This is a genomic window from Duganella rhizosphaerae (assembly GCF_040364205.1).
In the GTDB taxonomy this organism is placed as follows: Bacteria; Pseudomonadota; Gammaproteobacteria; order Burkholderiales; family Burkholderiaceae_D; genus Rugamonas; species Rugamonas rhizosphaerae.
The window spans coordinates 125500-150125 of record NZ_BPWK01000014.1 but is presented as its reverse complement, the minus strand read 5'-3'; the positions used below and the strand labels follow the sequence as shown (position 1 = coordinate 150125).

Genomic DNA, 24626 nt, shown 5'->3' with positions numbered 1-24626 from the left:
GCAACGCTAACCCATATATTGTCCCCCATTGACATCGAAGGTGGCGCCGGTGATAAAGCCGCTGGCATCGTCGGCCAGGAAGGCGACCAGCCGGGCGATGTCGTCGGGCGTACCGAGCCGGCCGACGGGGATGCCGTTCAGTATTTGTTGCCGTATGTCGGGCGCAACCGCCGCCACCATGTCGGTATCGCAGTAGCCCGGCGCCACCGCGTTGACCGTGACGTTCTTGCGCGCCCCCTCGATCGCCAGTGCCCTGGTGAAGCCGAGTATGCCGGCTTTGGCGGCCGCGTAGTTGGCCTGCCCGAACTGTCCCTTTTCGCCGTTGACCGAACTGATGTTGACGATACGGCCGTATCCGCGCGCACGCATGCCCTCGATCACGTGGCGGCACATATTGAACACCGAGCCAAGATTGGTATCAACAACCCGCGTCCACTGATCGGGTGTCATGCGGTGCAGCACGGCGTCGCTGGTGATGCCGGCATTGTTGACCAGGATCCCGATCGGCCCGAGTTGCTGCTCGACCGCGCAGACGCCCTTGCGGCAGGCATCGAAATCGCCGACATCCCAGCGGAACACGGGTATCGACGTGGCGTCGGAGAACGCTTGCGCCGCGCCTTCGTTGCTCAGGTAGACGGCGGCGACCCGATGGCCGGCCGCATGCAATGCGATGGAGATGGCGCGGCCCAATCCGCGGCTGCCGCCTGTAACGAGCGCTGTGCGTTGCATGAGTAAGCTCCCCGGGTGAGCGCGTCGAAAGAGATTAAAAATATGTGCCGCACGATGAATGCTAGGTCAGGGCACCCAGAAATGAAGCTGCGTACCGGTGTCGTTTTGACCTGTATCAAAGTCGCCATCTTCCGTATTTTCTTCGCTGACCTATTGTGAAGAATGTCGCCGCTGGGACTTATACAGGGAGGAGCAATCATGAGAATCTTGATGAGTATGGCGTTGGTCCTGGGTTGCGCGTGTTGCGGCATAGCGAAGTCTGCAGATGTCAATCAGGCCGTGCAATCGGGGGCGTGTGAAGGCGGCAGCGGAGTCGGCTTGGACGAGCGGGAGTCGATGGCCGTGGAACGCCCGGATCACAACCTGCTGTTGACCTTTGCGACCAAGGGGACGGGCGAGTATCAGGCCGATGTCGCGGTGACGGTCAGCGACAAGGCCGGCAAGCCCGTCGCCAGTTTTACCTCGCCCGGACCCATTTGCTATCTGAACCTCGAGCCCGGCCGCTACCGCATCTCGGCGACAGTGCACGGCGACACCTTGTCGAAAACCGCCGACGTCAGGGGACGCGGCGCGCATGAGCTGTACTTTTACTGGGAGCCTTGAGGTGAGCCGGAGTCCTCATCTTGCCGGCCCTTCGCGCAGCGCGGCGATGGCTTCGATCTCGATGTGGGCTTCCGGCGTGTACAGGGCCGACACCTCCACGACGGTATCGGCCGGGTAGGGCGGCGAGAACCATTTGCGGCGCAGCCTGACGACGTTGGCCTATGATGGGTTTTGTTTAACAGGGGGCACAGCACATGAATAGTCATCGACGTCATCGCCGCCTGGGCAAGACCTCAGGCAGCCTGCTGAACATCCCCGGGCGTCACGCCCAGGATGCGGTTCATTCAGTGGGCCAGGTGGCTCTGATGGGCGAAGCCGACGTCGAGCGCCACCTGACTCAGGCTGAGCTTGCTATGCAGGAGCAGGGCGTGGGCGCGTTCGACGCGCCGCCGCACCACGTACTGATGTGCCGGCATGCCCAGGGTATGGCGGAACAGCGCGCTGAAGTGCGGCACGCTCAGGGCGGCGATGTCGGCCAGCTCGCCTTGACCGCCGCGCCGACATGCACGGCGACGCGGTGATGCGGGCGTGCCGCGATCGCGTGCAGCCCGACGGAGACGGTGAACAACTCCGCGCCGTAACCGTTCCACGCCCGGCCCATGCTGGAGCGCACCACAACCCGGGATATGGTGTCGGACGGCGGCAGGGGAGGTGGCTGGAGCATGGGGCCTCGCAAATGATCGGGAGCGGGACCGAGTATGACTGAAATCCCGGAACTTGATCTGGCCCGATTGATAGATTCCATAATCACGGCTGTCGAAAATCATACCTTTTCGGCAATGGATAGCTAGTACCATTGCCGTTTTCACGAGAGTAATGATGATGCATTTTCGTACGCTCATCCTGGCCGCACTGTGCCTGGCGGCCCACTTCGGGCATGCCGCCCAGCTGACGGGCCCGGTGAAAGTCACCGGCGGTGACGTCGTCGGCGTGCAAGCCGGCAAGCTGAAGACCTATCTGGGGATTCCTTTCGCGGCGCCGCCGGTCGGGATTTTCCGTTGGCGGGCGCCGCAAGCGGTCGTGCCGTGGAAGGGTGTCAAGCAAGCCCGCAACTTTTCCCCTGCTTGTGCCCAGACCGCTGAATGGATTTCGAATCCTAAAAGCGAAGACTGCCTCTATCTCAACGTCTGGAGTCCTGAACGCGCCGAAAAACTTCCGGTCATTGTGTGGATACACGGCGGCGGTTTATACGGCGGCACCGCCGCGCAACCCCTGCACAACGGCGCCAATCTGGCACAGCGCGGGGCCGTCGTAGTCACATTGAATTATCGGCTGGGCATATTCGGCTTCTTTGCGCATCCGGAACTGTCGGCGGAATCGCCCGACCACGTGTCCGGAAACCAGGGCATCCTTGACCAGATCGCAGCGTTGCGCTGGGTGAAGAACAACATCGCGGCCTTTGGCGGCGATCCTGACCGCGTGACCATCATGGGCAACTCCTCCGGCGGTGAATCGGTGGCGATCTTGGTGGCGTCGCCTTTGGCCAAGGGACTATTTCATCGCGCCATCGCAGAAAGCGGCAACGACGCCCTGCCCATCAACCCCGGCGACGATCACCGCTTCGACCACAAGGCCGCCGCCGAAGCAAAAGGCCAGGCTCTCGCCCAGGCCGTCGGTGCGCAACATCTGGCGGATCTGCGCAAGATGAGCGTCAAGGACCTGCAGAAGCCGGCATGGTTGCCGCGCACCTATGTCGACGGCCATCTGCTGCACGAGGATATGGCCACCATCTATCGCAACCACCGCCAAAATGACGTGCCCTTGCTGGCGGGATGGGTGGCCGAGGAAGGCAAGGACCTGGCGCCGGAAATCCTCGGTACCGGCGATTTCACGGCGGCCGGCCACCGCGGACAGGTGACGAATCTGCTGGGCTATGCGCCATCCGAGAGGCTGCTGACGGCCTATCCCGGCGTCACGGACGCCCAGGCGCAAGCCTCCATCCATCAGCTCATCAATGACTGGTGGGGCTGGCGCATGGCGTACTGGGCGGCGCTGCAATCGAAATACGGCCGCTCCCGGTCCTACGTCTATTTCTTTGCGCACCGGCCGGCAGAGCCATCGACGCCTTGCAACTGGGGTTGCGGCGTGGGCCATGGCGTCGAAATCCAGTACCTGCTCGACAATCTGGACGTCGATGGGCGCGCCTGGTCGCCGGCAGATCGACGATTGGCGGCGCAACTTGCCGACACCGTGATCCAGTTTGCGCGCACCGGAAGTCCGTCTGGAAAAGGCTTGGCCGCATGGCCGATATTCGACGGCTCGATGGCGACGGTGTTGTCCATCGGTGACGCGGCGCCGCTGCCGGATCTTTCCATGTTCCCGCAGTTGGTCGCGGCGCCGGTGGTCGTCTCGTCGCCGGACGGGCGTATCGCCATCCAGATTGAAGAAGACGCCAGCAGGTTCACAATTCAACGCGGCGGCCATACCGTCATCGCTTCGTCGCCGCTGGGCCTTGAGCTGGACGGCGCGCCCGCGTTCGGCACATTGGCGCTGGAGCGGCGCGACGACGTTGAGGTCGACCAGGTGATCCCGCTGGTCGCCACCAAGGCCGCCGCGGCGCCGGACCGCTATCGCGGCGCCACGCTGGCCTTCCGCGAAAGCTCGGCCGACGGCCGTCGCCTGCTGATCGACGTGCGGGCCTACGACGATGGCGTCGCCTTCCGCTATCGCCTCGACGATACGCAACCGGTGCGCCTGCGCGGCGAACGAACCGCCTTCGTCCCGGCCGGCGATCCCGAATGCCTGGTGTCGGTGGTCGACGGCGCGCACGAATCCCCGTTCGAACGCATGAAGGTGACGCAGCTGCGCAGCGGCCAGGCCTACGACGTGCCGATGGTCTGCACCACGCCTGCCGGGCGCACCGCCTACGCCATCACCCAGGCCAACCTGGCCGGCTACACCGGCGCGTCGCTGTGGCGCGAGGGCGATGCGTTGCAGGTACGCCTGTCGGTGCCGCCGAATCGGCCTGCGCCTGCGTTCGAGTCCGCGGCCGGGCTGACCACGGCCTGGCGTGTGGTGATGATGGGCGACCGCGAAGGCGACCTGATCGCGTCGAATCTGATCGGCAACCTGAATCCGCCGCCGACGGGAGACTTCAGCTGGGTAAAGCCGGGCAAGGCCGCGTGGGACTGGTATTCGGGCCCGCTGGCCGGCATGAAGCCGGACATGGACAGCTATAAACGGTATATCGATTTCGCCGCCGCCGCTGGCTTGCCGTATTACCTGATCGACGCCAACTGGGCGTTGGGCTCCGGTCCCCAATGCTGGGTCGCGCTGCCGACCACGGATATCACCCGTGCCGCCGAGGGCATCGACATACCGGCGCTGGTGCGCTACGCGGCCGCCAAGGGCGTCGGCTTGCTGCTGTGGGCGCACTGGGAGCATGTCGCGCCACGCATGGACGAAGTGCTCGATACCTATGTCCGCTGGGGGATCAAGGGCGTCAAGGTCGATTTCATGAACCGCGACGACCAGGATATGATCGCGTTCTACCATCGCATCGCGGAGGCCACGGCCAGGCGCAAACTCCTGCTGGACCTGCACGGCGCCTATGTTCCCGCCGGGCTGCAGCGCACCTACCCGAACTTCATCACGCAGGAAGGTGTGCGCGGCGCGGAGTGGAACAAGATGGGCAAGACCATCACGCCACAGCACAACCTGATGCTGCCCTACACCCGCATGCTGGCCGGCCCGATGGACTACACGCCCGGCGGCTTCCACAACGCCACGCCGGACAGCTTCGCGGTGCGCGAGTTGATGCCGCAGTCGCAGACCACTCGCGGCCAGGCGCTGGCCATGTACGTGGTGTATGACAGCCCGCTGCAGATGGTGTCCGACGATCCGGACGCGTATCGCGACGCCGCCGGATTCGATTTCATCCAGCGCGTGCCGACGGCATGGGACGAGACGCGTTTCATCTCCGGCACGCCAGGGCGCGACATCGTGCTGGCGCGTCGCAAGGGCAGCAGCTGGTACCTGGGCGCGATGACGGCGGACCTGGCCAAGGGCGGCAGCGTCGAGCGCGTGGCGCTGGACTTCCTGCCGCCCGGACGCTACCGCGCCATGGTGTGGGAAGACGGCAGCTCGCCGAATGACGTGCGGCGCGTCGAACGCAAGCTGAAGGCCGGCGATGTGCTGTCGTTGCGGCTTGCGGCGGCCGGCGGCGCGGCGGTGATCCTCGAGAAGCTGCCGTAACAGCGGTCGGGCGCGGCCATGAAAAACCCCGTACCGTCGGCGCGCGACGGTACGGGGTTGGCTCAGACGGGCCGCCGCTTAATTGGGCGAGGTGCCGTAGAGGATGCCGCGGCCACTGTTAGGCGACACGTACACGGTGCCGAAGGTCCTGGGGTCGCCGACCACCAGGCTGTAGCCGCCCCACTGGTGGGCGTTGTCGTTGATCCGCACCCAGCTGCTGCCGGTGTCGGTGGAGCGGAACAGGCCCGTCACGCCGCTCACCGTGCCGGCCAGGTAGATGGCCGGGAAGGACGCGCCGGCGGCCGCCTTGCCGAAGCCGACCGAGGTGGCCGCCGTCACCACGCCGGCGGACATCTGGCTCCAGCCCGAACCGGAACTGGTGCTGCGGTACAGCCCGGACGAGCTGGCCAGCCAGACGTCGCCCTGGTTGCCGGTCACCGCCGTCACCTTGCCGCCGCTGGCCAGCCCGGAGGCGGCCGTGTACCAGTTGACGCCCTTGTTGGCGCTGGCGTAGAAGATGCCGGTGGCCGCGTTGTAGGCATAGAACAGGTTGCCGTTCAGGCCGTCCGACATGATTTGCCACGATGCGCTGACAGGCAGCCCGGTCGAGGTCCAGCTGGCGCCGTTGTTGGTCGAGTACGCCGGGGCGACGTCCTTCGGTCCCCAGACGATGGTGCCGCCGTCGGCCGAGATGGCCACGGTGCCGTCGCCGTTGGCGGAGCCGGCCTGGCTGGCGAACGGGGTCCAGCTGGTGCCGCCGTTGGTGGAGACGGCGCCGAACACACCGGAGCCGCCGGTGCCGACCCGGACGATCTTGGCCGGCAGCGACTTGGCGTAGTCCAGGCCGGTGCCGTTGCCGCAGATCGGGTTGCTGACCATGCCGGCCGGCGGCGACGCCGTCAGGGTGGTGTGGACAAAGCCGCAGATGTCGCCCAGGCCGCTGATCAGCGGCGCGCCGGCGGTCGGCGAGATCAGCGCCAGCGTCGCGGTTTCCTCGATGCCGTTGGCGCCGATGGTCCAGCTGGTGGCCTGGCCGCTGTCGGCCGCCGTCAGGTTATTGGTGGCCCACACGGTCTGGCCGGTGCCGTAGATCGCATGCGCCGAGTTGAACGGATCGATCGCGACCTGTCCCCAGTTGCCGAAGCCGGCCGTGGCGGCGCCGAACTTCACCCATGGCGACAGACTCGGATCGCGGGTGGATGCGGCGCCCACGTCGGTCCAGCTGGAGCCGCCGTTGGTGCTGCGGAACATGGTGTCGCCCGGCCACCAGCGGTCCATGGTCATGACCACCAGCGCGCCCGATTTCTTCGGGTCGATCGCCAGGCCGCCGTAGCCGAACGAGTAGTTGTTCGGGTTGGGCGGCGTGATGTTTTGCCAGGTGTTGCCGCCGATGCTGTATTTCCATACCTGCCCGGTCGTCATGCCGTTGGGGCCGATGGCGTTGCCGTAGCTGATGTAGAGATTGCCGTCCGGGCCGACCTGGCCGTGGTTCGGATATTGGCCGCTGGGGCCGCCCGCAACCGCCGACCAGTGGCTGCCGCCGTCGGTGCTCTTGTACAGCGTGACGCCGGCCGAGGCGGCGCCGGCGGTGGAGACGCCGGCGAACACGGTCGGGGTCGCGCTGCCGGTGCCGGCCGACGGCTGGTAATAGGTGACGAAGGCCACGCCGGCGCCGCTGCCGTCGTTGCTCAGCGCGGTAAAGCCGCCCAGCCGGGTCCAGCTCTGGCCGCTGTTGATGCTCTTCCAGATGCCGTTGGTGGCGCCTTGGGCCGCGTCGTTGAAGGTGCCGTACATCAGCACGGAGCCGAGATTGGGATCGACCTGCAGTTTTTCGCCGGCGTTGCGGCCGTCATCGTTGCCGCCGGTACGGAAGCTGAGCGGAAACGAACTGAAGCTGGCGCCCTGGTTGGACGACACCAGCACCGCGGCGTTGCCGTCCCAGTTCTGGGTGTACATGCCGGCCACCATGTAGAGCATGTTCGCATTGTGGGGATCGACGGCGATGGACTCGATGCCCATCTCGTGCCAGTTGGACGGGGTGGTCCAGTCGTTGAGCGGCAGCCAGCTGCTGGTGGCGTTGTTGTAGCGGTAGGCGCCGCCGATGTCGGTGCGGGCATAGAACAGGCCCTGCTGGGCCGGATGGGCGATGATGCCGTCGACGAAGCCGCCGGCCACCACCTTCACATTGTTCCAGGTATAGCTGGCCGCCTGCGCCGGCCGGGGGACGATCCCGGCCAGCGCCAGTGCGGACGCGACGGCGATCGAGCAAGCAAGTTGTTTCTTCATAAAGCGCTCCTCCTTATTTATTGGTCGATACAACCAGGGTGTGTGCACCGATCAGTTTTTGCTGCCCGGCGCCGCCGTCAATTGACGGAGGTATTGCCCGTGGTCCGGCATGGCAGCCACGGTTTGTTGTATGGTCTGGCGCACCCGCACGAAATGGTTCAACAGCGCCTGCACGTCCATCGTGTCGGCCAGCGGGTGGTAGCGCTTCGGCGTCACGCCCAGCCCCATCAGGATCGCCAGATGGGATGACACGGAAAAGCCCTCGGCGTCGTAAATCGCCACACGGCCCGTTTCGCGGAACAGTTCGATCTGGTGGCGCAGCGTGTCGGGGATGGCCATGTCGGCGCAATAGCGCCAGAATTCCGAGTCGGTGCGCTGGGTGACCTTGTAGTGCAGGACAATGAAGTCGCGCACGAACTCGTAGCGCTCCGACATCAGGCGGCTGTATTGGTCCGCCAGCGCGGGGCTGCAGTCGCGGTCGGGGAAATTTTCCAGCAGCCAGCCGACCGAGTTTTCAATGATGTTGATGCTGGTCGATTCCAGCGGTTCCAGGAAGCCGCTGGACAAGCCGATGGCCACGCAGTTCTTGATCCACGACTTGCGGCGCCGGCCTGTCGTGAAGCGCAACTGGCGCGGCTCGTCCAGCGCACGGCCGTCCAGGCCGGCGAGCAGCGTCTGCGCCGCGTCCTGGTCGCTGGTGAAGCCGTTGCAATAGACGTGACCATTGCCGGTGCGGTGCTGCAGCGGAATACGCCAGGTCCAGCCCGCGCTCTGCGCGGTCGAGGTGGTGTAGGGCGTCAGCACGCCGGCGCTGGCGCATGGCACCGCCAGCGCGCTGTTGCATGGCAGCATGGCGCTCCAGTCGTCGTAGCCGGCCTGGTACACGCCCTCGATCAGCAAGCCGCGGAAACCCGAGCAATCGATGAACAGATCCCCTTCGAAACGCCGCCCGTCCTTGAGTTTGACGGCGGTAATGAAGCCGGTTTCCGGGTGCTGCTCGACGTCGACGATCGTGCCCTCGATGCGCTTGACGCCGCGCTGCACCGCATAGTCGCGCAGATAGGCGGCGTACAGGCCGGCATCGAAGTGGAAGGCATACGAATAGGCGTTGCTGGCCGCCGGCTGGTCGCCGTAGGGTTCGGCGAACTTCATGGCGCGCGCCATGGCGGCCGCGGTCGACCATGCCTCCAGCGGCGGCATGTCCTTGACGGCTTGCGCCAGGCGCAGCCAGACCATGTGGGGCGAGTCGTTGCTGATCTTGGGGCCGTAGTCGCCGAAGCCGTGGAAGAAGCGGTTGCCCAGGTGGCCCCAGTCCTTGAATTCGATGCCGAGCTTGAACGTCGCCTGGGTCTTCCTGACAAAGTCGACGCCGTCGATGCCCAGCACCTGGTTGTAATGGCGCAGCGTGGGCAAGGTGGCCTCGCCGACGCCGACGGAGCCGATATCGGGCGACTCCACCAGCGTGATGTCGCATGCCAGACCCACGCCCAGCGTCAGCGGCGCTGCCGTCATCCAGCCGGCGGTGCCGCCGCCGACGATCACGATTTTACGGATCGGATTCTGTCCGGACATATTGGATCTCCCTGATGTTATTTTTTGTTTGGATCGATTCTCAGTGCTTCGGGCCGGCGCAGCAATTGCGAAAATCAGCAACTGGCGGAATGAAATTCGTCACAGTTGCAGAGGAATCATGAGCGGGCTTGGTGGTTTTCATAATTGCGCGGGTGGGCTGCTCAGGGCAACATCGCGGTATATCTCCAGGCGAGAGACGCAAAAAAAAGGAAATCATGAAGAGACGAAAACTTCTGCAACACCTGGCGGCGGCCATCCCGGCGGCGACCATGTTGCCGTACGTACGAGCCGCCGAGGCCGACGCCGGCGCCGACCAGCGCCTGCCAATGGCCAAGGGGCCATTTACCCCGGACTGGACGTCGTTGTCGGCCTACCGGACGCCGGACTGGTTCCGCAACGCGAAATTCGGCATCTGGGCCCACTGGGGGCCGCAATGCGAACCCGAGTTCGGCGACTGGTACGCGCGCGGCATGTATGAAGAAGGCAGCGACGCCTACCGCCACCACCTGAACAAATACGGCCATCCGTCCGCATTCGGCTTCAAGGACGTGATCCACCAGTGGAAGGCGGAACGCTGGGACCCGGATGCGCTGGTGGCGCTGTACAAGAAAGCCGGGGCGAAATACTTTGTCGCGCTGGCCAACCACCACGACAATCTGGACCTGTATCGCAGCAAGCACCAGCCGGAGTGGAACTCCACCAGCGTAGGACCGCGCAAAGACCTGGTCGGCGGCTGGAGCAAGGCCGCCCGCAAGCATGGCCTGCGCTTTGGCGTCAGCGTGCACGCCGCCCACGCATGGACCTGGTACGAAGTGGCGCAGGGAGCGGACAAAAGCGGCGCATATGCCGGCGTCCCCTACGATGGCAACCTGACCCGCGCCGACGGCAACGGCAAGTGGTGGGACGGCCGCGATCCGCAGGCGCTGTACGCGCAGCGCCACCCGCGCAGCAAGGCCGGGGGCGACGGCGGCGTGTATGAAGAACAGTGGCATTGGGGCGGCGGCGCGGCGGTGCCGGACCAGGCGTATGGCGACAAGCTGTACCAGCGCACGGTCGACCTGATCGATTCCTACGATCCCGACCTGGTGTACTACGACGACACCGTGCTGCCGCTGTGGCCGGTGAGGAGCGACGTCGGCCCGCGCCTGATGGCGCATATGTACAACCGCAGCATCGCCAGCAAAGGCCAGCTGGAGGCCGTCGTCAACGGCAAGATCCTGAACGAGGTGCAGCGCAAGTCCATGGTGTGGGACATCGAGCGGGGCCAGAGCAACAAGATCGAAGAACTGCCGTGGCAAACCTGCACCTGCATCGGCAGCTGGCACTACGACCGGCGCGTGTATGACGGCAAGGCTTACAAGAGCGCGCAGACGGTGGTGCAGACGCTGATCGACGTGGTCAGCAAGAACGGCAACCTGCTGCTGAGCGTGCCGGTGCGCGGCGACGGCACCATCGACGAGCAGGAGCGCGCCATCGTCGAGGAAATCGGCCGCTGGATGGCGCCCAACGGCGAAGGCATCTACGACACCCGGCCATGGTCGGTGTTCGGCGAAGGCCCGGTGATGGAAGAGGCGGCGGCGCCGATGTCGGGCGCGGGCTTCAACGAGGGCAAGGGCAAGCCGTTTTCGTCGGCGGATGTGCGCTTCACGGCCGGCAAGAACGCGGTGTATGCGTTTGTCATGGGCTGGCCGGACGACGGCAAGGTGCTGATCAAGTCGATGCGGGCCGGCGGCGGACACCTGAAGCAGCGCGTGCAGCGGGTCGAGCTGCTGGGCCGGGGCGGGGCGCTGGTCTTCAGCCAGACCGCCGACGGCCTGCAGGTGACGCTGCCGCCCAACCGGCCGGCGCTGCCCTATGCCTTTGCGCTGAAGGTGGCATGATGCGTCGACTCTGCAGACAGATGGCGCCGTTCGTGCTGGCGCCGCTGCTGGCCTGGGCCGCCGCAACGACCGCGCACGCCGCCGTCGATCCGCCTTGCGCGATCGCTGCGGCGCCGCGCACCGTCGAGTATCCGTGGATGTCGGTCGCGCGCTGGCATCAAATGTTGGACGAACAGGTGAACCGCGCCGCCCAAGGCGACATCGACGTGATGTTCGTCGGCGACTCGCTCACTGAAATGTGGCCGAAAGCGCAGTGGGAGGCGAATTTCGGCGGCATGAAGGCCGCCAACTTCGGCATCGGCGGCGACCATACGGGCAACGTGCTGTGGCGTTTGCAGCAACCGGCCATCGCCGGCGTCAAGCCGAAGCTGGTGGTGCTGATGATCGGCGTGAACAACATCAACCTGTGCAACGAACAGCCGCAGCAGGTATTCGCCGGCATCGAGGCGGTGGTGGCGCGGCTGCGCGCCCAGTATCCCGCCGCGCGCATTCTGCTTAACGCGGTGCTGCCGGAAGGCCGGACGCCGGACGAGGATGGACGCCAGCGCGTGCTGGCGCTGAACCGCATGGTGCAAACGCTGGGCGACGACAGGACCGTGTTCTTCCATGACTACGGCGCGCGCTTCGTGGCGCCGGACGGCACGCTGTCGGCCGCGCTGCAACCGGATTTCCTGCACATGTCGGAACAGGGTTACAAGGTGTTCGCTGCGGCGATGCGTCCCGATATCGAAGCCTTGCTGAAGCGGGACCAGCCGGTCGCGCAAGCCGAAGCGGCGTCCCGCATCGACTGGTGGCGGCAGTCGCGCTTCGGCATGTTCATCCACTGGGGCTTGTACGCGATCCCCGGGCGTGGCGAGTGGGTGCAATGGAACGAGCGCATCCCGGTGGGCGAATACGCCAAGCTGGCCGACCAGTTCAAGCCGGAACACTTCGACGCCGACGCCTGGGCGCAGCTGGCCAAGGCCGCCGGCATGAAGTACACGGTATTGACGGCGCGCCATCACGACGGCTTCGCCATGTTCGACGATGGCGACAATCCCTTCTCAAGCGTCAACAGCGCGGCGCACCGCGATTTCGTGGCCGAATACGTGAAGGCCGTGCGCAAGGCGGGCCTGGGCGTGGGCCTGTATTACTCGCCGCTGGACTGGCGCTACCCCGGCTTCTTCTTCCCGGACCTGCAACGGGAAAACGCCGAGGCCATGCGCGCGCAATACCATCGCCAGATGGAGAAGCTGGCGTCCAACTACGGCAAGCTGGACGTGCTGTGGTTCGACGGCGGTGAAGCGGACTGGCTCAGTTTCGCCGGCGACTGGGGCGGGGCGGAGGCGGGCGCAGGCTGGAAGAAGCGCGCCGACGGCAAGCACTATGCGGGCGGCTTCAGCTGGCAGTCGGACCAGGTTTACAGCCAATTGCGCAAGCTGCAACCGCAGTTGCTGGTCAACGGCCGCGCCGACATGCCGGAAGATTTTCATTCACGCGAAGGCGATGGCGCGCTGGGCGACTATGACGACCAGCATCCGTGGGAATTGTGCACCACCATTGCCGGCGCATGGGGCTACCAGCCGAACATGAAGCCCAAGCCGCTGAAGCACTATGTGCAGCTGCTGGCCAATGTCGCGGGACGGGACGGCAACCTGTTGCTGAACGTCGGTCCGGGTCCGGATGGCCGGATCGATGGGGAACAGGCGCAGCGCTTGCGTGAAATCGGCGCGTGGCTGGGTAAGCACGGCCAGAGCATCTACGGCACGCGCGGCGGCCCGTTCCTGCCCGGAGCCTACGGCGCGTCCACCCGCAGCGGCAACACGATCTACGTGCACGTACTGCAATGGCCGGGGGATACGCTCAAGCTGCCGGCGCTGCCAGCCCGGATCACCGGCGCGACGCTGCTGGCCGGCGGCGCCGTGCGCTACAGCCAGTCCGGCAGCGGCATCGAGTTGAGCGTGCCGCCGGGCGCGCGCGACGCCATGGATACCGTGATCGCGCTGCAGCTGGATGGGCCGGCCGCCGCCATCCGTACTCTGCGGGTCGCGGACTGACGGTTGCGTCAACCACGGCGGGCTGCGCAATTTCATATGTCGTTTTAGTGGTTTTCACAATTGCGGCGGGTTGCAGCTGCTCCCACAATGGTATCAACAGCCGGCAACGAGCGAGGGTAGCAGCAGGGGCGTTGTCCGTCTGTTTCATCGTGTGGTGTCCAACTGAATAAAGCACATCGAGGCGTGAGCAAAAAATGAATGCATCCAGCATGATGAAAAGCATAGTGTGCGCAGCGCCGGGCCAGTTGCTCATGGGGCAGGGGCCGATCCCGACCGCCGGGGAACACGACGTGCTGCTGCGCGTCCGCCGCATCGGCATCTGCGGCACCGATATGCACATCGTGAAAGGCACTCAGCCGTTCCTGCAATATCCGCGTGTGATGGGGCATGAACTGTCCGGCGAGGTGGTGTCCGCGCCAGCGGGCAGCGGCCTGGCGCCGGGCGCGCCGGTGTATGTGATGCCCTACCTGTCCTGCGGCCAGTGCGTCGCCTGCCGCAAGGGCAAGACCAATTGCTGTACCAGGATACAGGTGCTGGGCGTGCACCGCGACGGCGGCATGGCCGAGTACCTCGCCATCCCGGCCCAGTTCGTGTTCCCGGCCGACGGCATTTCGCTGGACGATGCGGCGATGCTGGAATTTCTTGCCATCGGCGCCCACGCGGTGCGCCGCGCCGCAGTGCAGCCGGGCCAGAACGTGTTGGTGGTGGGCGCCGGACCTGTCGGCGTCGCCACGGCGCTGTTTGCCGGCCTCAAAGGCGGCCGCGTGACCATGCTCGACGCCCGCGCCGAACGGCTGGCATTTTGCATCGATACATTGAGGGTGCCGCACACGGTGCTGGTCGGCGACGGCGACAAGCAGGCGCTGTCCGAGTTGACGGAAGGCGATTTCTTCGATGTGGTGTTCGATGCCACCGGCAATATCGGCGCCATGGAGCGCGGCCTGGAATTCGTGGCCCACGGCGGCACCTACGTGCTGGTGTCGATCGTGCCGGAGCGGATTTCGTTCTCCGATCCGGAATTCCACAAGCGCGAAACCACCTTGCTGGGCAGCCGCAACGCGACGGCGGACGATTTCCGCGAAGTGCTGGCGGCCATGCGCTCCGGCCTGATCCCCACCGGCGCCATCAATACCCACCGCGCCACGTTCGACGAGTTCATCCAGGTGCTGCCGCAATGGATGGATCCGGCCAGCGGCGTGATCAAAGCCATCGTCGAGGTGTAGATGCATCCGATACTGCAATTCGGCACCAGCCGCTTCCTGCAGGCCCATGCCGACCTGTTCGTCAGCGAAGCGCTGGTGGCGGGCAACGCGCTGGGACCGGTCACCGTGGTGCAGACCACCGCCAGCAAGCAGAGCGCGCGCCGCATCGCCGCCTTCAATGCGGCGGGCGGCTATCCGGTCCATATCCGGGGTGTGCAGGACGGCAAGGTGGTCGACCGCATCCAGCAAGTCGGCGCTATCCGCGCCGGGCTGGTGGCAGACCACGACTGGCTCGACATCCGCGAACAGGCCGCCACCACGGTGCGGGTCATCATCTCCAATACCGGCGATCGCGGCTACGAGCTGTCGCCGCACGACCATGCTGGCTGCCTGGCGTCCGCCACGGCGCCGCGCAGCTTCCCCGCCAAGCTGCTGGCCTTGCTGCACGCGCGCTACCTGCGCGGCGGCGCACCGATCACCATCCTGCCGTGCGAACTGGTGGCCAACAATGGCAGCGTGCTGCGCGACTGCGTGCTGGCGCTGGCCGCCGCGTGGTCGCTGCCGCCGGCCTTCCCTGCGTGGCTGCGGGCCGAATGCGTGTGGGTCAATTCGCTGGTCGACCGCATCGTGTCGGCCGCGCTGGAGCCGGCCGGCGCGGTGGCCGAACCCTACGCGCTGTGGGCCATCGAAGCGCAGCCGAAGATGGTGTTGCCTTGCACCCATCCGCAGATGGTCGTCACCGACCGGCTGCCGGAGTACGAACGGCGCAAGCTGTTGCTGTTGAACCTGGCGCATACCTGGCTGGCCGAGCTGTGGCTGCGCAAGGGATGTCCGGTGGGCATGACGGTATTGCAGGCCATGCATGACCCTGACATGCGGGGCGCGCTGGAAGCGGTGTGGCAGGACGAAGTGATGCCGCTGTTCGGCGCCTGGGGTGAGGAAGCGGCCGGCCGCGCCTACCTGAACCAGGTGCGCGAGCGCTTCAGCAATCCCTATCTGGCGCACCGCCTGGCCGACATCGCGCAAAACCATGAAGAGAAGAAGCAGCGGCGCCTGTTGCCCGCCGTGGCGCAGGCGGAGCAGCTGGGCCTGGGCATCGCCCAGCCGCGCCTGCGCGCCGCGCTCGATCTCGCCCTCATTCACGAAGGATAACCATGCCCAGCCCAATACAGGCGTCGAGCCTGCTGCTGATGTCGCCGGAAGACAATTGCCTGATCGCCCGCCTGGACTTGCCGGCCGGCACCGTGGTGCTCATTGACGGCCGCGACGTGGCCATGCCGGAGCATGTCCGGCTGGGGCACAAGGTGGCGCGGCGCGCGCTGCAACCCGGCGACAAGGTGCTGCGCTACGGCGCCCTGATCGGCACCGTGAGCGCGCCCGTCGCGATCGGCGCGCACGTGCACACACACAACCTGGACAGCGACTACATCCCCACTTACACGCTGGACCAGGACGGCCATCATTTCATCGGGAACCCCAGCAAATGAGCACCATTTCGAACCTGCCGCCACTGAAGGGCTACCTGCGCGCCGATGGCCGCAAGGGCATCCGCAACGTCGTCGTCGTCGCCTACCTGGTCGAATGCGCGCACCATGTCGCGCGCCTGATCGTCAACCAGTTTCCGGGACAGCCGGTGCACCTGATCGGCTTCCCCGGCTGCTTCCCGAACGAGTATGCGGACAAGGTCATGCGCCGCGTGCTGACGCACCCGAACGTCGGGGCGGCGCTGCTGGTGTCGCTGGGCTGCGAAAGCTTCGACAAGAACGGCCTGGGCGCGGCGGTGGCCGACAGCGGCCGCCCGGTCCACACGGTGACGATCCAGCAGTCCGGCGGCACGCGCACCAGCGTCAACGGCGGCATCGAATGGGTGCGCTGGGCGCTGGACGACCTGGTGCGCCAGCCGCGCGTGCCGATGGGACTGGACGAGCTGGTGGTGGCCACCATCTGCGGCGGTTCCGACAGCACCAGCGGCATCACCGCCAATCCCGCCGTGGGCGTCGCGTTCGACCAGCTGATCGCCGCCGGCAGCGCCTGCATCTTCGAAGAAACCGGCGAGCTGGTCGGCTGCGAATACCACATGAAGCGCCGCGCCGTGACGCCTGAACTGGGCGACGCCATCGTGCAAACGGTGGAAAAGGCGGCGCGCTACTACACCATCATGGGCCACGGCAGCTTTGCGCCCGGCAATGCCGACGGCGGCCTGACCACGATGGAGGAAAAATCGCTGGGGGCCTACGCCAAGAGCGGCGCCTCGCCGATCAGCGGCATCCTCAAGCCGGGCGACCAACCGCCGGGCGGCGGCCTGTACCTGCTGGACGTGGTGCCGGACGGCGAGCCGCGCTTCGGCTTCCCGAATATTTCCGACAACGCGGAGATCGTCGAGCTGATCGCCTGCGGCGCGCATCTCACGCTGTTCACCACCGGCCGCGGTTCGGTCGTGGGGTCGGCCATTTCGCCGGTCATCAAGGTGTGCGCGAATCCCGAAACCTACGAACGCCTGGCGGAGGACATGGACGTCAACGCCGGCCGGGTGTTGACGGGGGCGGCCACGCTGGACGAGGTCGGCGCGGAAATCGTCGAGCTGGTGGCGCGCGTCGCCAACGGCGCGCCCAGCCGTTCCGAAGAGCTGGGCCACCAGGAGTTCATCCTGACCTACAAGCAGTTCGAGGCCAGCGGCCCCGGCTGCTTTCCGCTGAAGGTGGCCTGAGCTTGCGGGCGAGCGACACATCGGCGCTGCCGCGCGGCGGATTGCAGCTGACGCGGCTGGGGATGGGCTGCGCGCCGATCGGCGGGCTGTACCAGGCCGTGTCCGAGCAGGAGGCGCGCGCCGCCATCGATGCCGCATGGGATCTGGGGGTGCGCTATTTCGACACGGCGCCGTACTACGGTTTTTCCCGCTCCGAGCGGCGCCTGGGCGCGGCGCTGGCCGGGCGCGCGCGCCAGGAATATGTGATCAGCACCAAGGTGGGACGCCTGCTGCGGCTCGATCCGACGGTGCGCCCGGGCGAGTGCGGCTGGGCCGATCCGCTGCCGTTCCGGCCATCCTACGACTACAGCTACGACGGCATCCTGCGGTCGCACGAGGACAGCCTGGAGCGCCTGGGCGTGGCGCGCATCGACATGCTGTTCGTGCACGACATCGGCCTGGCGACGCACGCCGACCTGCATGAGCACTACTGGCGGCAATTGACCCACGGCGGCGGCTTCCGCGCGCTGCAATCGCTGCGCGAACAGGGGCGGGTGCGCGCCATCGGGCTGGGCGTCAATGAAGCGGAGGTGGTGTACGCGGCGATGCAGGAGTGCGGACTCGATTGCACGCTGCTGGCCGGACGCTACACCCTGCTGGAGCAAGCCTCGCTGTCGCCGCTGCTCGATGCCTGCGCGCGGGACGGCAACGCCATCGTCATCGGCGGTCCCTTCAATTCCGGGGTGCTGACGGGCAATGGCAAGTTCAATTATGCCGACGCGCCGGCCGGGGTGCTGGCCAGGGTCGCCGCCATCGAGGCCGTGTGCGGCGAATTCGGCGTGCCGCTGCCGGCCGCCGCGCTGCAATTCCCGATGGCGCACCCGGCGGTCGTATCGTGCATCCCCGGCGCGCACGGGGTGGCGCAATTGCGCCAGAACGCCGCGTGGTTCGAGCAGTCCATCCCGCCGCAACTGTGGCAGGAGTTGAAGCGGCGCGGCTTGCTGGACGAGCGCGCGCCGGTCGACGGTGGCGCATGATGCGCATCGACGCCCATCAACATTTCTGGCGCCTGGCCGACCGTCAAGGCGCCTGGCCGCCGCCGGCGCTGAGCGTCATCTATCGCGACTTCCAGCCAGCGGACCTGGCGCCGCTGCTGCACCGCCACGGCGTGGCCAAGACCGTGCTGGTGCAATCGATGCCGAACGAGGCGGACACGCGCTCGATGCTGGAGCTGGCCGGCCGCCACGCCTTCATCGGCGGCGTGGTGGGCTGGGTGGACCTGAAACACAGCGAGGCGCCGCGGCGCATCGCGGCGCTGGCGGCCGATCCCCTGCTCAAGGGCTTGCGTCCGATGCTGCAGGACCTGGCCGACGAGCACTGGATAGCCGACCCCGCGCTGGCGCCGGCCGTGGCAGCCATGCTGGCACATCGCCTGAGTTTCGACGCGCTGGTGCTGCCGCGCCATTTGCCGGCGCTGTACACGTTTGCCGAGCGTCATCCGCAGCTGCCGATCGTGATCGACCACGGCGCCAAGCCGCTGGTGGCGCTGGGCAGGCTGGAGCCCTGGCGCGCGGATCTGGCGCGGCTGGCGCAATTGCCGAACGTGCATTGCAAACTGTCCGGGCTGCTGACCGAGGCCGGGCCGGTCTGGAACGTCGCCGGCCTGCGCCCTTACGTCGACCATATCGTCGGCGTCTTCGGCGCGCGGCGCGTGATCTGGGGCAGCGACTGGCCGGTGCTGGCGTTGGCCGGCCAATACGAACACTGGGTGGCCGCCAGCGAGGCCTTGCTGGCCGGCCTGGGTGATGCGGACAGGTGCGGCATTTTCGGCCTGAATGCGCAGCGTTTTTACCGCATCGATTGAGGAGTGGGCATGCAACGGATGGGAATGGTGATCGGCATCGCGCCCGGGCGCATCGACGAGTACAAGGCGCTGCACGCGGCCGTGTGGCCGCAGGTGCTGGCGCGGCTGAAGCTGGCCAGGGTGGCCAATTACACGATTTTTTTAAGGGAGCCGGAGAATCTGCTGTTCGGCTACTGGGAGTACCACGGCACGGATTTCGAGGCGGACATGCGCACCATCGCGGCCGACCCGGAAACCCGGCGCTGGTGGACGTTTTGCGAACCGTGCCAGCTGCCGCTGGCCAGTCGCGCCGAAGGTGAACACTGGGCCCTGATGGAGCCCGTCTTTCATATGGATTGAACATGACGAACCGACTGCAGGGAAAAACCGCGCTGGTCACGGCCGCCGGCCAGGGCATCGGCCGCGCCGCCGCGCTGGCGTTTGCGCGCGAGGGCGCGCGGGTGATCGCCACCGACATCAAGCCCGAGCTGCTGTCGACGCTGGAAGGCTGCGAGACGCGCCGGCTCGACGTGCGCGATACCGGCGCCGTCGCCGCGCTGAAACAGGAACTGGGCGGCATCGACGTGCTGCTCAATTGCGCCGGCTTTGTCCACGCGGGCAGCATCCTGGATTGCTCGGAAGCGGACTGGGCCTTCTCGTTCGACCTGAACGTGCAGTCCATGTACCGCACCATCCGCGCCTTCCTGCCCGGCATGGTGGAGCAGGGCGGCGGCTCCATCGTCAACATCGCTTCCATCGCGTCGAGCCTGCGCGCCGTGCCGAACCGCTTCATCTACGGCACCACTAAGGCGGCGGTGATCGGCCTGACCAAATCGGTGGCGGCGGACTTCGTCACCACTGGGGTGCGCTGCAACGCGATCTGCCCCGGCACGATCGCCTCGCCGTCGCTGGCCGACCGCATGGAAACGCAAGCGCGCGGCAGCGGCCAGGATATCGAGCAAGTGGCCCAGGCCTTCAAACAACGCCAGCCGATGGGCCGGCTGGGCACGGTGGAGGAAGTGGCGGCGCTGGCCGTCTACCTGGCCTCCGACGAATCCACTTTCACCACCGGCGCCACGCACGTCATCGACGGCGGCTGGTGCAACTGACACACAGGAAAGCACATGAAATTATTACGTTTTGGCCCGAAGGGCATGGAAAAACCAGGCATGCTCGACAGCGAGGGCATGGTGCGCGACCTGTCGGCCGTCTTGCCGGACTTGCATGCCGCCGACTTGCGCCAGGCTTCGCTGGCGCGCCTGGCCGCGCTGGATCCGCGCCGGCTGCCGCTGGTGACCGAACCCGGCCGCATCGCGCCGCCGTGGGCCAATGTCGGCAAGTTCATCTGCGTGGGCCTGAATTATTCCGACCATGCGGCCGAATCGGGCATGGCGGTGCCGGCCGAACCGGTGCTGTTCATGAAGGCCACCAGCTGCATCATCGGCGCCAACGACGCCGTGGTGCTGCCGCGCGCCTCCGTCAAGAGTGACTGGGAAGTCGAGCTGGGCGTGGTCATCGGCGAGACCGCCCGCTATGTCGACGAAGACCAGGCGCTCGACTATGTGGCCGGCTATTGCGTGGTCAACGACCTGTCCGAGCGCGAGTACCAACTGGAGCGGGGCGGACAGTGGGACAAGGGCAAGGGCTGCGACACCTTCGGCCCGATCGGCCCGTGGCTGGTGACGAGGGACGAAGTGCCGGACCCGCAAAGCCTCGGCATGTGGCTGGAGGTCAATGGCCGCCGCTACCAGGACGGCAACACCAACACCATGGTGTTCGGCGTGGCCCACCTGGTCAGCTATATCAGCCGCTTCATGACCCTGCATCCGGGCGACATCATCAGCACCGGCACGCCGCCGGGCGTGGGCCTGGGCCAGAAGCCGGAGCCGGTCTATCTGGCGCCGGGCGACACCATCCGTCTCGGTATCGCCGGCCTGGGCGAACAGCGCCAGACCGTGCACGCGTGGCAAGCCGCGTTGCTGGACGACTGAGCCTTGGCTGACGGGGCGCCGATGCGGGACAACACAGCCACGGGAAGGGGGCGGAACGCCGGCATGCGGGCGGGCGACACCATCCTGTCGGTGCGCGGCGTGAGCAAGCGCTTTCCCGGCGTGGTGGCGCTGGACGGCGTCGACCTCGACTTGCGCGCCGGCGAGGTGCACGCGCTGTGCGGCGAGAACGGCGCCGGCAAATCCACGCTGATGAAAATCCTCAGCGGCGTGCAGCCGGCGGACGCGGGCCAGATCGTGTACCGCGGGCAGCCATGCAATTTCCAGTCGCCGGTGCAGGCGGCGGCGGCCGGCATCGCCATCATCCACCAGGAATTGAATCTGATTCCCCATTTGTCGGTGGCGGAAAACATCTTCCTGGCGCGCGAACCGAGGAAGGGGCCGTTCGTCGACCGTGCCCGCCTGCGGCGCGAGGCCGGCCTGCTGCTGGAGCGTTTGCGGCTGGCCATCGATCCGCGCGCGCTGGTGAAGACGCTGTCGCTGGCGCAGCGCCAGATGGTGGAAATCGCCAAGGCCCTGTCGCTCGATGCGGAAGTGCTGATCATGGACGAACCGACCTCGGCGCTGACGGAAAGCGAAACCGGGCGGCTGTTCGAGATCGTCAACGAACTGGCGCGGCAGGGCGCGGCGATCGTCTACATCTCGCACCGGCTGGAGGAATTCCGCCACATCGTCGACCGCGTCACCATCCTGCGCGACGGCAAGACCGTGTCGACAGCGCTGTTCGCCGACACCTCGATCGACGCCATCGTGGCGGCCATGGTGGGCCGCGCGCTGAAGGACAAATTCCCGGTGCGCACCTCGGCGCCGGAGCACACGGCCTTGCTGACGGTCGCCGGCCTGGAGCGCCGGGGCGTGTTCGGCCCGGTCGACCTGAGCTTGCGCCGGGGTGAAATCCTGGGCTTTGCCGGCTTGATGGGGGCGGGCCGCACGGAAGTGGCGCGCGCCATTTGCGGCGCCGACCGCTGCGACAGCGGCGAGGTCCGGCTCGGCGCCAGCGTGGTCACGGCGCGCACCCCGGCCGAAGCGATCGCGCGCGGCCTGGCCTACCTGTCGGAGGACCGCAAGCAGCAGGGGCTGGCGATCCGCATGTCGGTGGCCGCCAACCTGACGATGGCGAACCTGGCGGGCGTGTCCAACCGCTTCGGCTTCATCGATGCCGGCGCCGAGGACGCCGTGGCCCGGCAATACATCGCGGCGCTGGAGATCAAGACGCCGTCGCCGGGCCAGCCGGCCCGCTATCTGTCCGGCGGCAACCAGCAGAAGGTCGCCATCGGCAAGTGGCTGTTCCGTGGCGCCAAGGTGATTTTCTTCGACGAGCCGACCCGGGGCATCGACGTCGGCGCCAAGTGGGCGATCTATGCCTTGATGGACAGGCTGGCGGCCGAGGGCGTCGGCGTCGTGCTGATCAGCTCGGAATTGCCGGAGATCCTGGGCATGACGGACCGGGTGGCCGTGTTCCGCGAAGGGAAAATCAGCGGCGTGTTGACGACGCGGGAAAGCACGCAGGAAGACATCATGCATCTTGCGTCGACCAACACGTCGACCAACAACGGGATTGAACCATGAACGACAAACGAAAAGACTTGGTGCAAAAATTCGCCGCGCTGGGCAGCCTGCTGATGCTGGCCATGGTGTTTGCCGTCAGCAGCGACGCCTTCTTCACGCTCGACAACGGCATGAGCGTGGCGCTGCAGGTGAGCACCATCGCCTTGCTGGGCATCGCCGCCACGGTGGTCATCATCACCGGCGGCATCGACCTCAGTTCCGGCTCGGTGCTGGCGCTGTCGGGCGTGGTGGCGGCGTTGCTGACGCGGCAGGGCATGCCGGTCGGGCTGGCGATGCTGGTGGCGGTGCTGGCCGGCGGCGCGTGCGGGCTGGTCAATGGTCTCGCGGTCACCTGGCTGAAACTGCCGCCGTTCATCGCCACCTTGGGCATGATGCTGATCGCGCGCGGCGTGGCGCTGCAGATCACCGGCGCGCGCGCGGTGTCCGGGCTGGGCGACAGTTTTGGCGAGCTGGGCAATGGCTCGCTGTTCCGCATCGTGCGCGACACCGGCGGGCCGTTCCCGGACGTGGTGTTCCCCGGCATTCCCTATCCGGTGGTGCTGATGATCGCGGTGGCGGTGGGCGTGGCCATCGTGCTGGGCCGCACCGTGTATGGCCGCCATGTGTATGCGGTGGGCTCCAACCCCGAGGCGGCGCGCCTGTCCGGGGTCGGCGTCGATCAGGTCGTGCTGTCCGCCTACCTGGTGTCGGGCCTGATGTCCGGCCTGGCGGGCTGCGTGCTGATGTCGCGCCTGGTGACGGGCCAGCCCAACGAGGGCGTCATGTACGAACTCGACGCGATCGCCAGCGCCGTCATCGGCGGCGCCTCGCTGACCGGCGGCATCGGCGGCATCGGCGGCACCATGATAGGCGCCTTCATCATCGGCGTGCTGCGCAACGGCCTGAACATGAACGGCATTTCCAGCTTTATCCAGCAAATCATCATCGGCCTGGTGATCTTGCTGACGGTGTGGATCGATCAGAAGCGCAACCGTAACTGACCCGCCCCGAGTGGCGGGCGGCAATCTCATCAAGGAGACCAGCAATGCAAACATTCAAACGGGCCGCTATGACGCTGATGGCATGGGCACTGACGGCGGCCACGGCGGCGGCGGCCGACGCCGGCAAGGAAATCGCGCTGATCGTCAAGACCAGCAATTCCAACTTCTGGCAAAACGTGCAGAAGGGCGCGCAATCGGCGCTGGCCGGGGCCCCGGCGTATCGCTTGACGTTCCAGGGGCCGGCCTCGGAATCGGCCATCGCCGACCAGGTCGGCATGGTGGAGAACGCCGTACACCGCAAGGTGGCCGCCATCGTGCTGGCGCCGTCCGATCCCGACGCGCTGGTGCCCGCCATCAGGAAAGCGTGGGAGGCGCACATCCCGGTGGTCATCATCGACTCGGCCATCGCCGGTTCCGGCAAGCAGTACTACCAGTCGTATATCGCCACCGATAACCGCGCGGCGGGCGAGCAGAGCGCGCGCACGCTGATCGAGCGCATCGGCACCACCGGCAAGATCGCCGTGATGTCGTATGTGGCCGGCAGCGGCTCGGAAGCGGGCCGCGTCGGCGGCTTCAAGCGCTACATCGAACAGCATTCACAGCTGCAGATCGTCGGCACGTATTACTCGCAATCGCTGATGGCGACCGCGCTGAACCAGACCATCGACGTGCTGGCCGCGCATCCCGACCTGAAGGGTATTTTCGGCGCCAACGAGCCGACCGCCGTCGGCATGGGCCGCGCGCTGGCGCAATCGGGCAGGGCGGGCAAGGTGGTGGGCGTGGGCTTCGACGGCAACCAGGACTTGCGCAATTTCGTCCAGGCCGGAACCTTGCACGCCACCGCCGTGCAGGATTCGTATTCGATGGGTTCGCAAGGCATCGCGGCCGCCGTCAACGTTATCCAAGGCAAGAAAGTGGCGCCGCTGGTCAATACCGGCGTGGTCATGGTCACCAGGCAAAACGTCGATACGCAGGAAGCGAAGAACGTGTTGTATTAAAATTCAATACACGAAGCCAGTGCGCCGGCCACCTGCGAC

The 24626-nt window shown here is 66.5% G+C and carries 20 protein-coding genes and 1 pseudogene; 16 read left to right on the top strand and 5 right to left on the bottom strand.

Features of this window, described 5'->3' with window-relative positions; all coding sequences use genetic code 11:
* Positions 1 to 6 precede the first annotated feature (6 nt).
* Positions 7 to 729 (bottom strand): acetoacetyl-CoA reductase, encoded by a 723-nt coding sequence (gene phbB / locus RUGAMON1_RS25240; protein WP_445233106.1) that lies wholly within the window; start codon positions 727 to 729, stop codon positions 7 to 9.
* 198 nt (positions 730 to 927) lie between these two features.
* Between phbB and RUGAMON1_RS25235 the strand changes: the two genes are divergently transcribed.
* On the top strand, positions 928 to 1332 hold the full coding sequence (locus tag RUGAMON1_RS25235; RefSeq protein ID WP_445233105.1) for a hypothetical protein: 405 nt from the start codon (positions 928 to 930) through the stop codon (positions 1330 to 1332).
* Positions 1333 to 1616: 284 nt separating this feature from the next.
* Here RUGAMON1_RS25235 and RUGAMON1_RS25230 read toward each other — a convergent pair.
* A pseudogene (locus RUGAMON1_RS25230) lies at positions 1617 to 1832 on the bottom strand (helix-turn-helix domain-containing protein); the annotation flags it as partial.
* Positions 1790 to 1996 (bottom strand): hypothetical protein, encoded by a 207-nt coding sequence (locus RUGAMON1_RS25225; RefSeq protein ID WP_445233158.1) that lies wholly within the window; start codon positions 1994 to 1996, stop codon positions 1790 to 1792. The gene RUGAMON1_RS25225 and the pseudogene RUGAMON1_RS25230, both read right to left, overlap by 43 nt.
* A gap of 152 nt (positions 1997 to 2148) precedes the next feature.
* Here RUGAMON1_RS25225 and RUGAMON1_RS25220 point away from each other — a divergent pair, with 152 nt between their 5' ends.
* Positions 2149 to 5526 carry a carboxylesterase family protein gene (locus RUGAMON1_RS25220; RefSeq protein ID WP_445233104.1) on the top strand — a complete coding sequence of 1126 codons (3378 nt, stop codon included), beginning with the start codon at positions 2149 to 2151 and terminating at the stop codon, positions 5524 to 5526.
* Between the two features lie 78 nt (positions 5527 to 5604).
* Here RUGAMON1_RS25220 and RUGAMON1_RS25215 read toward each other — a convergent pair whose 3' ends face one another.
* Complete coding sequence (locus RUGAMON1_RS25215) at positions 5605 to 7812, bottom strand: WD40/YVTN/BNR-like repeat-containing protein (protein WP_445233103.1); 2208 nt, start codon at positions 7810 to 7812, stop codon at positions 5605 to 5607.
* A 51-nt stretch (positions 7813 to 7863) separates the two neighbouring features.
* Positions 7864 to 9384 carry a tryptophan halogenase family protein gene (locus RUGAMON1_RS25210; protein ID WP_445233102.1) on the bottom strand — a complete coding sequence of 507 codons (1521 nt, stop codon included), beginning with the start codon at positions 9382 to 9384 and terminating at the stop codon, positions 7864 to 7866.
* Positions 9385 to 9599: 215 nt separating this feature from the next.
* On the opposite strand from RUGAMON1_RS25210, the gene RUGAMON1_RS25205 reads away from it, so the two are divergent.
* The 14 genes from RUGAMON1_RS25205 (at position 9600) to RUGAMON1_RS25140 (ending at position 24587) form a co-directional block, all read left to right on the top strand.
* Positions 9600 to 11264 (top strand): alpha-L-fucosidase, encoded by a 1665-nt coding sequence (locus RUGAMON1_RS25205; RefSeq protein ID WP_445233101.1) that lies wholly within the window; start codon positions 9600 to 9602, stop codon positions 11262 to 11264.
* Positions 11261 to 13300, top strand: a complete 2040-nt coding sequence (locus RUGAMON1_RS25200) for an alpha-L-fucosidase (protein ID WP_445233100.1) — start codon at positions 11261 to 11263, stop codon at positions 13298 to 13300. The genes RUGAMON1_RS25205 and RUGAMON1_RS25200 overlap by 4 nt, the downstream gene beginning before the upstream one ends.
* 212 nt (positions 13301 to 13512) lie before the next feature.
* Positions 13513 to 14523 carry a zinc-binding alcohol dehydrogenase family protein gene (locus RUGAMON1_RS25195; protein ID WP_445233155.1) on the top strand — a complete coding sequence of 337 codons (1011 nt, stop codon included), beginning with the start codon at positions 13513 to 13515 and terminating at the stop codon, positions 14521 to 14523.
* Positions 14524 to 15654, top strand: a complete 1131-nt coding sequence (locus RUGAMON1_RS25190; RefSeq protein WP_445233099.1) for a mannitol dehydrogenase family protein — start codon at positions 14524 to 14526, stop codon at positions 15652 to 15654.
* A 2-nt stretch (positions 15655 to 15656) separates the two neighbouring features.
* Positions 15657 to 15989, top strand: a complete 333-nt coding sequence (locus tag RUGAMON1_RS25185; RefSeq protein WP_445233098.1) for a UxaA family hydrolase — start codon at positions 15657 to 15659, stop codon at positions 15987 to 15989.
* Entirely contained in the window at positions 15986 to 17209 is a 1224-nt protein-coding gene (locus tag RUGAMON1_RS25180; protein ID WP_445233097.1) for a UxaA family hydrolase, read from the top strand. The genes RUGAMON1_RS25185 and RUGAMON1_RS25180 overlap by 4 nt, the downstream gene beginning before the upstream one ends.
* 2 nt (positions 17210 to 17211) lie before the next feature.
* The gene (locus tag RUGAMON1_RS25175) at positions 17212 to 18225 is read left to right on the top strand and encodes an aldo/keto reductase (protein WP_445233096.1); all 1014 of its coding nucleotides are present in this window, start codon (positions 17212 to 17214) and stop codon (positions 18223 to 18225) included.
* A complete protein-coding gene (locus RUGAMON1_RS25170) occupies positions 18222 to 19052 on the top strand; it encodes an amidohydrolase family protein (protein ID WP_445233095.1) in 831 nt (276 codons plus the stop codon). Before RUGAMON1_RS25175 ends, RUGAMON1_RS25170 begins: the two co-directional genes overlap by 4 nt.
* Before the next feature lie 9 nt (positions 19053 to 19061).
* A complete protein-coding gene (locus RUGAMON1_RS25165; protein WP_445233094.1) occupies positions 19062 to 19391 on the top strand; it encodes an L-rhamnose mutarotase in 330 nt (109 codons plus the stop codon).
* A gap of 2 nt (positions 19392 to 19393) precedes the next feature.
* The gene (locus RUGAMON1_RS25160) at positions 19394 to 20140 is read left to right on the top strand and encodes an SDR family oxidoreductase (protein ID WP_445233093.1); all 747 of its coding nucleotides are present in this window, start codon (positions 19394 to 19396) and stop codon (positions 20138 to 20140) included.
* 15 nt (positions 20141 to 20155) lie between these two features.
* Positions 20156 to 21022, top strand: a complete 867-nt coding sequence (locus RUGAMON1_RS25155) for a fumarylacetoacetate hydrolase family protein (RefSeq protein WP_445233092.1) — start codon at positions 20156 to 20158, stop codon at positions 21020 to 21022.
* A 63-nt stretch (positions 21023 to 21085) separates the two neighbouring features.
* Positions 21086 to 22609, top strand: coding sequence for a sugar ABC transporter ATP-binding protein (locus RUGAMON1_RS25150; RefSeq protein WP_445233091.1), 1524 nt, complete (start codon positions 21086 to 21088; stop codon positions 22607 to 22609).
* On the top strand, positions 22606 to 23589 hold the full coding sequence (locus tag RUGAMON1_RS25145; RefSeq protein WP_445233090.1) for an ABC transporter permease: 984 nt from the start codon (positions 22606 to 22608) through the stop codon (positions 23587 to 23589). The genes RUGAMON1_RS25150 and RUGAMON1_RS25145 overlap by 4 nt, the downstream gene beginning before the upstream one ends.
* A 44-nt stretch (positions 23590 to 23633) precedes the next feature.
* Positions 23634 to 24587 (top strand): ABC transporter substrate-binding protein, encoded by a 954-nt coding sequence (locus RUGAMON1_RS25140; RefSeq protein ID WP_445233089.1) that lies wholly within the window; start codon positions 23634 to 23636, stop codon positions 24585 to 24587.
* The last annotated feature ends 39 nt before the right edge of the window (positions 24588 to 24626 follow it).